At 65.8% G+C, this 12,315-nt stretch carries 8 protein-coding genes and 1 pseudogene; 5 read left to right on the forward strand and 4 right to left on the reverse strand.

Going from position 1 to position 12,315, the window contains the following annotated elements:
* Positions 1–90: 90 nt before the first annotated feature.
* A complete protein-coding gene (locus ACLJK8_RS20280) occupies positions 91–1,188 on the reverse strand; it encodes a ferredoxin--NADP reductase (RefSeq protein WP_413152179.1) in 1,098 nt (365 codons plus the stop codon).
* 98 nt (positions 1,189–1,286) lie between these two features.
* Between ACLJK8_RS20280 and ACLJK8_RS20285 the strand changes: the two genes are divergently transcribed.
* Entirely contained in the window at positions 1,287–2,516 is a 1,230-nt protein-coding gene (locus tag ACLJK8_RS20285) for an OB-fold nucleic acid binding domain-containing protein (protein WP_413152180.1), read from the forward strand.
* Positions 2,517–2,520: 4 nt separating this feature from the next.
* Here the strand turns inward: ACLJK8_RS20285 and ACLJK8_RS20290 are convergent, their stop codons facing one another.
* The 3 genes from ACLJK8_RS20290 to repA all read right to left on the reverse strand — a co-directional run bounded on the left by ACLJK8_RS20290 (position 2,521) and on the right by repA (position 6,189).
* A complete protein-coding gene (locus tag ACLJK8_RS20290; protein WP_413152181.1) occupies positions 2,521–3,633 on the reverse strand; it encodes a helix-turn-helix domain-containing protein in 1,113 nt (370 codons plus the stop codon).
* Positions 3,634–3,873: 240 nt separating this feature from the next.
* Positions 3,874–4,887 carry a plasmid partitioning protein RepB gene (repB, locus tag ACLJK8_RS20295; RefSeq protein ID WP_413152182.1) on the reverse strand — a complete coding sequence of 338 codons (1,014 nt, stop codon included), beginning with the start codon at positions 4,885–4,887 and terminating at the stop codon, positions 3,874–3,876.
* Between the two features lie 90 nt (positions 4,888–4,977).
* Positions 4,978–6,189, reverse strand: a complete 1,212-nt coding sequence (gene repA / locus ACLJK8_RS20300) for a plasmid partitioning protein RepA (RefSeq protein ID WP_413152183.1) — start codon at positions 6,187–6,189, stop codon at positions 4,978–4,980.
* 2,191 nt (positions 6,190–8,380) lie between these two features.
* Between repA and ACLJK8_RS20305 the strand changes: the two are divergent.
* From ACLJK8_RS20305 to ACLJK8_RS20320, 4 genes and pseudogenes are all read left to right on the forward strand, one after another.
* A pseudogene (locus ACLJK8_RS20305) lies at positions 8,381–8,551 on the forward strand (siderophore-interacting protein); the annotation flags it as partial.
* A 44-nt stretch (positions 8,552–8,595) separates the two neighbouring features.
* The gene (locus ACLJK8_RS20310; RefSeq protein WP_413152185.1) at positions 8,596–8,805 is read left to right on the forward strand and encodes a hypothetical protein; all 210 of its coding nucleotides are present in this window, start codon (positions 8,596–8,598) and stop codon (positions 8,803–8,805) included.
* A complete protein-coding gene (locus ACLJK8_RS20315; RefSeq protein WP_413152186.1) occupies positions 8,715–9,077 on the forward strand; it encodes an SIP domain-containing protein in 363 nt (120 codons plus the stop codon). The genes ACLJK8_RS20310 and ACLJK8_RS20315 overlap by 91 nt, the downstream gene beginning before the upstream one ends.
* A 147-nt stretch (positions 9,078–9,224) precedes the next feature.
* Positions 9,225–12,254, forward strand: a complete 3,030-nt coding sequence (locus ACLJK8_RS20320) for a hypothetical protein (RefSeq protein WP_413152184.1) — start codon at positions 9,225–9,227, stop codon at positions 12,252–12,254.
* Positions 12,255–12,315: the final 61 nt, after the last annotated feature.

The following is a 12,315-nucleotide window of genomic DNA, read 5'->3' on the forward strand; positions in this document are numbered from 1 at the left end:
CCCGTCTGCGATGATCTCACCGTCAGCCTGCCTGCCGCGCAGCGCGACTGACCTGCTCGGCCCGCTGATGAGCGCGAGGCCCGCCGTGAGCTACACCACCAGATGGGGCACGATCTGGAACACCGCGGTTGCCGGATCATCGAGATACTTGGAGAGCATCGCCGCGCTGATACGGCCCTGTTCCGTGGCGCCGGCGCGCGGGTCGGCGACGCCCTCGGTGAACGTCGTGATCAGGGTGAAGCGCGGGTCCCGCCGCTCCAGCGCGCGCAGCTCGGGCAGGAAGGCCGCGCTCTCCGGGGTCCTGTTGCCGTAGAACAGGACCATGCGCCGCGACAGCCCCTGGCGCGCCGCGTCACGCAGCATGCTCAGGAAAGGGGTGATGCCGATTCCCCCCGCGAGGAAGACGGCGGGCCGCTCGGTATCCCCGCGCAGCGCGAGGTCGCCATAGGGGCCCTCGATCCGCAGCGGGGCGCCGATCTCGGCCGCCGCCAGAGTCCGCTTGAACGAGGAGCCCGTCTGCCGCGTGACGATCTCCAGCATCGGATCCCGTGGCGCGCTGGCGATGGAGAAGACGCGGACCTTGCCCCTGCCGTCCGGCTTTTCCAGCGGATCGGGAACCGACAGATAGACCGCCTGCCCGGGCTGGAAGCGAAAGCCTTCGGGCTTGTCCAGGCGGATCACCATGGTTCCGTCGGCCAGTTCCTCCCGCGCGGCCAGGCGGGTGGCGTGGGTGGCGGCGGGGCGCAGGAAGCTCCCGCGGCGCCACCGGCTCAGGGCCAGGCCATCGCGCATGCCGAGGCCGAGGAGGGTCAGGTTCACCGCTCCCGCGATGAGTTCCACCCCCTGCGCGGTATAGAAGGAGGCATCGAACGCCCCGGCCCGCGCCTTCGAGGCAAGAAACAGGGCCGCCGGGATCAGGACCAGCAAGCCGTTCAGCGCGATGATCGGCATGCGCCGCAGTTTGGCGCCGACGAGCCCGGTTCGCTGACCCTTCGAGAGGAACAGCCCCGAGCCCCCGGTCGCCGCCAGCGCCGGGACCAGCAGCAGAAAGCCCCAGGGAATGGTCGTCTTGACGGCGGTCACCGTGGCCTCGGAGCCGAACAGTTCGGAGAGCACGGTCGAAACCCAGAAGGTGGCGATGGTCAGCAAGGCGACCAGGCCGGCGAGAGGATGGATGATCCGTGGCATTGGGCTTCCGTCATTCGGGTTGCGGATACGGCCCGTCGGAACCGGGACCGACGCGGCGGGCGCGCGGCATCGGGCGCCGGGGGGCGCCGGCGCGTGCCGTGGATGGAGGTTTTGGGAGTTCCGGGCGGCGGGCCCGGGTCGTCGGCCTCAGGCCGTGCAGATACGCCCGGGACTTCGCCGAGCGCACCTTTTCCCAGCTCGAGGGCTTCGGTTCCTACGGCTTTCCCGAGAGCCACGCCGCCTCCTTCGCTCTGATCGCCTATGCCAGCTGCTGGCTGAAATGCTGGCATCCTGACGTGTTCTGCGCCGCGCTGCTCAACGCGCAACCGATGGGCTTCTACGCCCCGGCGCAGATCGTGCGCGACGCGCGCGAGCATGGCGTCGAGATCCGCCCGATCTGCGTCAACGCCAGCCGCTGGGACTGCGCGCTCGAGCCCACGGACAGACCCGACCACTTCGCGGTGCGGCTTGGGCTGCGCCTGGTCAAGGGCCTCGCCAACGCCCACGCGGCCGCCCTGGTCGCCGCGCGCGGCGACACCCCCTTCCCTTCCGTCGATGATCTCTGGCGCCGCGCCGGCGCGCCGCCATCCGCGCTGGTCCGGCTCGCCGAGGCCGACGCCTTCCGCCCGAGCCTCGGCCTCGCCCGCCGCGAAGCGCCCTGGGCGATCAAGGCGCTCCGCGACACACCTTTGCCACTCTTCGCGGCGGCTGACGCCGGCGCCACCGGAGCGCGCGCCGAAGCCACCGAGCCCCCGGTTGCGCTCCGCCCGATGACCGACGGCGCCGAGGTGGTCCAGGACTACCAGCACGCCGGCCTCTCGCTCCGCGCGCATCCGGTGTCGTTCCTCCGCGCCGCGCTCACCCGCCGTCGGATCGTCCCCTGCGCCGAGGCGATGGACGCGCCAGATGGCCGGACACTCACCACCGCCGGCATCGTGCTGGTGCGGCAGGTGCCGGGCTCGGCCAAGGGCGTGCTCTTCGTCACCATCGAAGACGAGACCGGCGTCGCCAACCTGGTGATCTGGCCCAGGCTCTACGACCGCCAGCGGCGTGTCGTGCTGGGCGCGCGCCTGATGGCGGTGCGCGGCCGGATCCAGCGCGAGGGCGCCGTCGTGCATCTGATCGCCCGGAGGCTGACGGACCTCTCGGCGGAGCTCGACCGGATCGGGGCTGAGGGCGATGGTCCTCCCCTGCCCCACGCGGAACTCGACCACGGGCGCGCGTCCGGACAGTCGGATGGTCCCGCCGGCTTGCCGAAGGCGCGCGACATGGCGGATCCGCATGGGCATATCGACGCGCTCCGGATCAAGCCGCGGGATTTCAGGTGAGACCTCAGCAGGGACATCGCGATCGGCCTCTTGGGAGTTCGGCCAACCGAGACATGGATGTTTTGACGAGCTCGTGCGCCAGATCGGCGTTCCGCGCACATCGGGTCGTAAGGGCATGGATATAGGCTCCCGGACGCCTGAGACGGTCTCCGCGCTCGAGCGCATAGCCGAGGAGGATGTAGGCTCGAGGAAAGGTCAGAACCTGCTTCGCACGCCTCCATGCACTGGCTGTATCGGGAAGCGATTCTGCCAGGATGTCAGCTCTTTGCTCGAATTCTCGTGCGTCCGAAGCCGAGTCGGTGAAGCTCGTGACAGTCGGGAAGGCCAAACGCAGGTCATCGTAAGTGACGGGAGGATTCTTTTCCGCTTCTTTGTGTTGCTCAATTTGATTGTCGTTGTCGCTCAATACGCTGGAGGGTGCTTTCATTTCCTCTGCGGTGGGGGTTCCAACTTTGTAGAGTTGTACTTCGAGTGCTGTGAGCAGCTCTGAAAGCGCGGCCTCGGTTGGAACGCGTCGGAGCTGCTTTCGAGCCGCGTTGACGAGTTCGATGGTGCCGGTGTTAGGGTCAGGGTTCGACGCTCGCAAGTGGTCGATGAGATCCGCGCAGCGAGCGCGGAGGATGTCGATGCGGTTCGCCCGGGCGGTGAGGGTTTGGACGAGTGCCAGCACACGGTCATGAGCCTCGAACGCCGGAGCGAGGCTGATCCCATAGATCGAGATGACCTCACCTTGCCGGGTGCGCCTGGGATATCGCTTGTGGTTCGCGGAAGCGCGACGCTGGACGATGCCCGCTGCCTCCAGCTTGCGGAGGGCGCGATTCACGGTCGAGTCACCGCTGAGGCCGACGCGGTCGGCGATGGCGCGATTGCTTGCGAAGCACACGTGCGCCTCGGGTGCGTCAACGTGGATCCAGTCGCCAGGCAGGTAGCTGAGGATCGCGCGCAGGACCGCGAGGTCGGTCGCGTTCAATGCGAGCTCGGCGCGAGCCGTCGTCACTGGGTCGAAGATATCTCGCCACCTGTGCTTGGCATTGGGCAAACTCCCGCCCTGCCCTGCCTTGCCGTTTGGCAAGGCCTGACCTATCGGCCTGCCGGCCGCTGTTGCGATGTGTTCCATATCGGTATCACAAGGACAGCCGCCCTCATTCACCGCGAGGGTGTTCTTGACGCCGATTCGACTAATGGGCTAACCTTGGCGTGTCAAAGTCCGGGTTAGGCCCTTCGGATCCTCGCGGTCTGGAGGGTCTTTCTCTTTCTGTCCTGCTGTGCCTCCTTTCTCCTGCTCGTTAACTTTTCCGAGAGCAGAAGTCGGGGGTACCGCCTCTGCCCTCCAGATGCGCCTCAATCTGAGCCGGGGTCACGATGGGCCACCTTTCTTCGATTCAGAGAGAAACGACGCATATATCTCGTCCAGCTTGCTGGCGAGATACTCGCCGAACTGGGCTGAATCCTGTGACGTCAGCGAGATCTGACAGGACCGGCCCGATCTAGCGATCACCCCCTTGATGCGGCCACCGTTCGCCGTCCAGGTGCGCTTGACGCTGGGCTTGGAGGAACGCGCCTTGCGGGTCCCCTTCTCGCTGCGATCGACGGCCGAGCTCAGCCGGCTGAAAAGCAGCTCGAAACGGGCATCGCTCGTCGCGGCCACGAATTCTGCCTCCCCGGCGATGGTGCGCGCAGCGGTTAGAACCTCAGCGGAGGCGAGCAATCGCTTCATCTCGTCCCACCGGTCACGTCCGATGGATTTCGCCGGACCTATCGCCGTGACGATATCCTCGGGGATGCCCTGGGCGACGGAGAGCATCCGGGACAGCAGGCTGGGGTCGACCGACAAGGCGGATTCGATGACCGGCCGGGGTTGTCCGAGCAGGCTAAGGCTCTGCGCGAAGCGCGCCCGCTCGATGAACGAGAGATTGGCGCGCGCGCTGTTCTCCTGGCCCTGTGCGAGAATATGTGCCACGTCGTCGAGCGGCTTCACGATCGCCCTGACCTTCCGGCCGAGCTCGTGCGCCGCGCGGACGCGCCGATGGCCAAAGACCACCATGTAACGGTTCGCGGCCTTGGGATGTGGTCGCAGGAGCACGGGCGTATCCTGCTGGCCGGTGGCGATCGAGGCCTTCAAGGCTTCGAACTCCTCGTCCTCCATCCCGAGACGGTCGGACACGAAGGAGGCCTCTATCAGGTCGGGTTCGATCTCAACGATCACCCCGCCCTCCCGGAGCTGTCGCGACGCCTCGGCTAGGCTGTCGATCGATACCTTCATTTGCTTCGAGGCGCCCCGAACCGCATAGGACGCGCGGCTCGCGGGATCGGATCGCGCCTCGGTGGAAGCGGGATCGAGCACGTTTTTGAGGAGGTCCTTACGAGCCATCGGAAGCTTCTGTCGATCTCAAACAGGTGGTTGAATACGTACAAGAAAACCCGCTCCGTACGGCTGTCAACGGGCGGTCGATTCGTTGGTTCATGCCCGCCCCCACGCATGGTGGACGAGCTCTTCGAGCTCTTGGTTGACCGCGTTCAGAGCCTCGATAGCTCGATCATACGTCGAGCGGACGAACTGAGCCCGATCGATTTCGTAGAGCGTCTGCTTCGTGATCCCGGCGTCCGAGACCGCCGTCGACTTGACCATCGGATTTGAGAGCATTTGCTCGGGAAACATCGCCTGCAGAAAGCCGACCATCTGTTTCTGAGGTCCGTCGGTAGGTTCGAAGCGAGTGACGAGGTAACGGTACCACTGAAGCTTGACCTCGGCCCCCGCCTCCCGGATACTCTGCATCACCCCCCCGAGCATCAGGAGAAACTGGCTCATCGACATCACGTCGAGCATCTGCGGATGGACAGTCACAAGCACCGCAGTCGAAGCTGTCAGCGCGGTGAGCGTCAGGTAGCCAAGCTGCGGCGGGCAGTCGATGACGACTATGTCGTACCTGTCGTCGACTTCCCGAAGCGCGTCGGAGATCCGGGTAAAGAAGGACCGACCCTCGGCAGCGTTCTCGCCCGTGAGCGCAACGGGCGTGTCATACTCGTACTCCTGCAGCTCGAGGTTCGCGGGCACGATATCGAGGTTCGGAAAATTCGTGGGCTGGATCACTTCGGTGATGGACCGACGTTCTGAATCGTAGCGCAGCGTTTCATAGAGCGAGGGAACATCGTCGAGCTCAGGCTGAATTCCATGAAGCGCGGTCAGAGAGGCCTGTGGGTCGAGGTCGATCGCGAGCACTCGGTGTCCTCGCAGTGCGAGGTACTGCGCGAGGTGGGCGGCCGAAGTGGTCTTGCCCGACCCGCCTTTGAAGTTCACGACGGAGATGATCTGCAGATGCTCGCCGGATTGCCGATGCGGCAGGTATCGCCGCTTACCCGGCCGTCCGTTTTTGTCCAGGTACTCGCGAAGCTCGGCCAGTTGCTCCGCCGTGTAGCTGCGGCGCCCCGTTGGCGAGGTCGCTGGCTGCGGCCCCTTCCCTTCAAGATCGAGCTTCTTGATCGTCGTCTGGGCGACGCCAATGAAGTTCGCGACCTCCGCGAGGGAGAATTGGCGAAGCGACTTCCTCGCATTCGGAGGGTATTGCTCGAGCCGCAGCATATTGAGACGATCAGAGATCCTCGAGCCCTGCTCGAGAATGATCTGGTCGAATGGCCGCTCGGTATCGGTCGCCGACTCGTCGATGGCCTGCATGCCTTGCTCCGTTGGTGCCGCTTTTAGCGCGCTTTTTCCACTCAAAGCGTTATCTACCGCGGAAACGGCCAATTCTCAATATTTTTTGATGTTGGGCGGGATCGCGACTTCTGGCGGTGGATCAGCCTCTGCGGACGAGGAGCACTCCGAACTCGTTTGGTCCGCGTATCCAGAGGGAGTCGATCAGCACGAATCGTGCCCGTTTCTCGTTGTGTGCAGATCACGTAAAGACTTCATATTGAACGCATAAGTGGGATGCGTACGGCTGTCAAATGCGGGTAGATCCTCTACACGGCGCATCCGAGGCAACAGAAAACGAAGGTCACGGGAGTTTCGCGCCTGCAGAGCGTAGGCTGGCTTATGGCTCGGAGACTTCCTGGGGCTGCGGGTGAAGGACTCTGGCAAAATCATCGACGAGGCGGCAGGCCTACAAGACTCAAGGTTATTCGATTCGGATCCGACCCGCATGTGAAGGGTGCGGAAAACCGACTGCGCTTGCCGTCCACCTCGAACGGTCGATCCGCGCACAGGTTCTAGAGGAATGGGTTGATCCACCGCGCGCGCTGGCGTTGGGAGCCCGGAGCGTCGATGTCGCAAGGGTGAGGTTCGGGCAGACTCTGTTACATCGGAGACCGTCGCAGGGCGCGACAGAGCTTGTGTCTAACGGTGCCCGGCCAACAACCGCGCGCTGAAGCCCGTTGAAGTGCTCGGTGTGGAGATCCTACGAGCTGATCGATCCGCCGGAAGACCTGCGATCGGTCCAGAAGTGCAATGGGCTTGTCAACGGTTAAGGCCTCAAGCTTATTTGGATGAGAATGGAGGTCCGATCTGCAAAGCCAATGGGCTAGTAGGACCCAGCCACAAGCTTTCGCGGTGGCGCTGATGGCGCGGGTCATGTGGCGGAGTGACCGCATTGGTGCCGGACTTTCAGTTGGCGAGTTTACGGGCCCGGACTGCCCAGCGGGGAGAGCTTGCGCAACTTGAACGATGGCTCCGGCGGCGACCCGCAGGCTGTTCCGCCATCGACTCAACTGGCTCAGGTGAGGGAAGCCAGGCGTCCGACGCCCGGGTCGGGTCCGCCGCCTCTGATCTTGCCTCATCGACACCGCATAGCGCGAGCTGCGTGCGAGCTTCCCGTGGTACCCGGGTGGCGAGGTGGCGCGTCGAGTGAAGCCATGTACTCCGGGGCGCACGAAGCCGGGGTGGTCGGCCGACGGATGCGGGGAAATTCGGCATCTTGGGTGCGGCGTCGGCGCCGTGGTGGTCGTGCAGGCCGGCGTTGATCGTCTGAGTTGGCGGATTGCCGGCTTCGGGTTCAGGCTGCGATCTCGCGCGTAGGGCAGGGGGTATCGGCTTAGAGGTGGGCCCGGGCGCTGTTCCGTCGGTGTATCTGCCCGCTCGGCCAGCTGGCCCACAGTGTGCCACGCGCCCGAATGGGATCTGCTGTGATAGACGAAGCCTGTCCGAATCCGGCTCACCAGACGACTTCCGCCTGCTTTGGTGGTCGCGGGGTAGACGGCGAGCGGAGATCCGCCTCCCGGCAGCCTTCGAGGCCCGCGCGGCAATGGTACTTTGTCTGAGTCGGTAGTCACTGTCGAACATTATCGGACATAGTAGCGGATGACGGGCAAGAGCGCTTTTTGCGGTCAACGATAGAGAAAAGCGCCGTCACGAGTTCTCGACAAGCGTATGACGGGCTATCTTCCGCCTCGGGCCTCGCGCGGTGTGATCCCGTACCGTCGGCGTAAGGCGGTCGCGAAATTGGCCGGCGCGGACTAGCCGGCGAGGGCGCTCGCCTTGGCGACGGAAACGCAGTCCTCGCACAGGGCGCGGTATGCGCGCTCGAGGCGGACCAGCTTGACCTCGCCGTAGACGCCCCGGCCGACCTCGTACCCGAGGCCGATCTCGTGGGCGATCCCGCCGACGGAGAGCGCGTCGTCGCAGTGCGCTTCGATAGGGGCCGCCGCTGACGCGCGCCGAGATCCCGCGCGGCGGGGCGGGGGTCGCCAATGGCGCTGGCCAGGGCCTCGGGGATGATCTCGATCGCCCGGGCCTCGACGTAGAGCTGCCGGAGCGGCAAACGGTCGTCCGGCCAGGATTTGGCGCGAGGGCCACGACGCGGGGCGAGGGAGGCCAGGGCTCCGTCCGGAGCGGGCCGCCCAGCGAGCGACGCGCGGCGGCGCAATCCGCCGTGTACCCGTCGCCAGGCCTCGGGCCGGGCGGGCTGGTGCGCTGGCCAGGGGGCGCGGGCCGGGTCGCGCTCCGCCGCTACACGATCCGGGCGATCGACCCCGGCGCCGGGACGCTCGACATCGACTTCGTCCGCCATGCCGACGCGGGTCCCGGAAGCCGCTTCGCGGAGAGCGCCACGCCGACTTCTATCTCTTCGCCGGCGACGAGACCGCGCTGCCCGCGATCGCCCGCCTGCTGTCGTCGCTCCCCCCGGAGGCGCGCGGCCANAGCGCCACGCCGACTTCTATCTCTTCGCCGGCGACGAGACCGCGCTGCCCGCGATCGCCCGCCTGCTGTCGTCGCTCCCCCCGGAGGCGCGCGGCCAGGTCTTCCTCGAGGTCGCCGACGCCGCCGAGCGGCAGCCGATCGTCGCGCCGCCGGTGATCACCGTGCGCTGGATCGAGCGCGCAGCCGGCGGGCGGCTCGCTGACGCCGTCCGCGCCGAGCCTTGGGAAGGGCAGGGCGCCCGGTGCCCCTTCGCGTGGGTTGGATGCGAGCACGAGGATTTCCGCGCGCTGCGCGGGGACTTCCGCGAGATCATTACCTCCTACTGGCCCGGGGGGGGGGCGGTGAGGGCGATGCGGAGGAGGTTTGAGGGATGTCACGGCGCGAATGGCGGCCTGCCGACCAATGCCGCTAAAGGGCTTGCAGCCTAGGATCAACGGTAGGAATGCGCTTCCCGCAGGCCAAGGGACGGCCCAGGCAAAGGACGATTGCGTGAGGCAAGTGTTCTCCTCGCGCATCCCATATCCGCCCCGACCCTTGCTTTGCCCAACCACCTTGCCGAACGGCGATTGCGCCGGATGGGGTACGAGCTGGTTGATCAGGCGATCGTCAGGTCGTGGAACAACACGCCGTCCAATCTCGCAGTTCTCAGTGACAGCGACCCCATCAACGGCGCCTATGTCGAGCGGCGCGACCGGGAGCTTCCGCAAACAACGCAGCGCGTCGTCCTCCCCCCGGAGGCGGCTTTCGAGCTCGTGGTGCGTCACGGCAAGCTCGACAACGCACCTGACACCGCCGCGATCCGTCGCGGCGGGCTCCTCGACGTCGCCTACACGCCCAATCGGCCCCCGAAAGTCGTGCCCAAAGTGGAACCCGGAGAGCAGCCGAGAGTGATCCCAAGCGGATTTCCAGTGGCCATCACTCGCACGCTCGATGCGCTAGACGCCGAAGGCGTTGCTAATCGGCGCCAAGTCGCCCTCTCCCCAAGAGGCGGTGACCGCGGTGTTCCGGTCTTCATCCCGGGTGGAACCAACAGCACGGTCAGAGGCGAAAACGGCTTCCTTCCCGACCCGGCAATCGAAAGCTACTCAATCAGGGCGCGAATCCGGGGTAGCGCATGCTTCCTTCAGAAGGATCTCGCAGTCCCGCTCTACGCGGGAGGGAGGTTTCCCAACGCCTTGCCACTGGTCGTCGTCGTTTCCAGGCTGGGATTGTCAGCGACCGACCTACGACCGGCTCCGCCCGCGATGATCGGAGACATCGCCCAGCACGCGGGTGTATGGCGGATGAAGGCCGACGGTACGCTGAGACCCGAAAGGGCGGGATCGGGGACGCGTGTTCAGAGAGTGAACGTCGGCCTCTACCCCGGTGAAGACTTCGACCTCGAGATCGCTTGCCTTCCGAGTCCGGAGGTGTTGAGGGACACGTTCGGGGTCATCGAGACGATGGCGCTGCAGGCGAGCGCCGCGGCGAGCGACACTTTGCTGCGCAACAGGCTCGCGGCGATCTGCACCGAGCGGGTCGGCGCCGCTTGCAAGACCTCGGGGAAAACTCAACCGCTGAGCGGTATCGATGGGGCGGCGCTTCCAGACATGGCGACGCTACTAAGCGTGGCCGAACAGCTTTTGGACGCCATGAAGAACAAGTGGCCCGTCGAGGAGATCGCGGCGGTGACGACGCTGCGCGCCTGCCATGCCGTCACCAAGCCGGCGCCCGTCCGCTGGAAGGACCCCAGCGCAATCAAGGCCTTCAGGCGGAAGGATGAGTATGCCTGCAACGAAATCCTGGAGCCGCCCAAGGTGGATCAGGAGGAAGCGCACGACCTCCTGCTCGACGGCCAGGTCGCCATCGACCTGTCGCTAGTCGGCGGCTTCCAAGTGCTCGCCGAAACGGTTGGCACTGATGGGCTGAAGCTCGACGATGCCAACCGCGGCCGCAGCATGATCTTCAAGCGCTCTGGCCGTTGGCCGACGCTGATCCAAAAGGACGGCGTTCGGGCCTACGTGTCGCCAGACGACGTACTTGGCTTCAAGGTCGCAGAGGACGGGTCCGTAAAGCTGCCGCGCGGCACGATAACCCTGCTCAGCGTTTCCAACCTGCCGAATCATGGGGCGATCGGCGAGCTGATTTGGCCTGTCGATGACGGCCAGGGAGGCTGCGCCATTCCGCCGGCGAAAGGGCTCCGCGATGAGGTGAAGGCCGGCAGGCCGCCCGGCGCGCCGGTGTTCGCCGGCACCGAGGGCCGTCTGACCTCGATGGAGCTCGCCCCACTGTTCGCAGCGGCGGCGACGGTGCAGATCGCTCAGCGTATCGCCATGCCGGATGGCGCGCGGGACGTCGTTAAGGAGACCCGCACGCTGAAGAGCGAGCGTCCGCAGCGGTTCAGGGACACGCTGGCGCGGCGGCTGAGCCTCCGCATTGTTTCCGTCAGCCGGCATGCCGCCGCTTTCGAGACAGCGCCGACCTACGTCCACGACGCGCGGCAGATGCTGTTCCGCCGACAGCCGCTGCGCCGCTCAGACCAGTCCATCTTGAACACCCAGACGGTTGAGGTCTGGTCGCGCTCGACGGCCCGGCCCGCGGTGCCCGACATCCGCCGCCCGGAACCTTCCTTTTTGTTCTCGCGAAGCGCCGACGTTTCACCGCTCGGACTCCCGGTCCACAAGGTCACGCGCCGGGCGATGACCCGCCTCTATTTTGGGCGCGGGTGGTTCAGTTCCGGCGAAGGTGAGCGCGTCGCCCTGATCCTGTGGCCGCCCGACTACCGGCAGCTGACCGGCCCGAACGTCGATCGCGACCAGATCGCCTTCGGCGGGCGGACCATGAAGCTCGACAACTTCCAGGATAGCGACCTCGGCGCCGGCGGGCAGTTCGTCACCCGGTGGGGCGGCGACCCGATCCGCGGCGACGCGAGCCCCCAGTCCGGCTTCCTGATCCCGCCGACCGCCTTCGGCGAGTTCGAGAAGCTCGGCAAGGGTCCGCATCGGCCCGGATTCGTGCCGAGCGCCCGGATGCCGATCCCCAAGACGGGCCAGCCCAAGAATGGCGAAGCCTACAAGGCCGAAGCTCAAGACTACGAGTTCCTGACCGTGTCGCTCATCACCTTCGAGCCCTGCTTTGATATCGACCGCGAGGAGTGGTATGTCGACGTCGAGCTACGGCCGATACGCGCCTCCGAGCCGTTTGTGCGCTTCGGCGTGGCCCGCTATCAGGAGCAGTCAATCAACGACGGGCTCATGCTTTCCGAGCCAGTGAGCGTGACCATGCAACTGCTGCCGCTGCGCGACGCCTCCGTCGCCGAGACACCGCCCGCCAAGGCAGACGAACGATCGTTCGAGGTCACGGTCAGGGGGCTCGGACAGATCGACGTCAAGGACCTTAAGCCGATGCAGCTGAAGGATGCGCGCGAGCGCCAAGCGGCTTGGGCAGAGAACTTCGATAAGCTGCGGACGCCGAAGGTCAAACTCGCGGTGTTTCACGAAGCAGGCCGCGACGGCGACCTGCGGCGTACACCGATCTCTCTCACCGGGCTGAATAAGGTCGACGACAGCGGGCTTGAATTGGCCCCCGTTTCGACCGGACACTTGAGCACAGCCATGGAGGCTTAGGCATATGCCTGAGCACGTGCTTATGTCTGAGATAGAGATCATCACTGATGGCGGCCGTCGG

This window comes from Amaricoccus sp. W119 (genome assembly GCF_047275745.1).
Taxonomy (GTDB): Bacteria; Pseudomonadota; Alphaproteobacteria; order Rhodobacterales; family Rhodobacteraceae; genus Amaricoccus.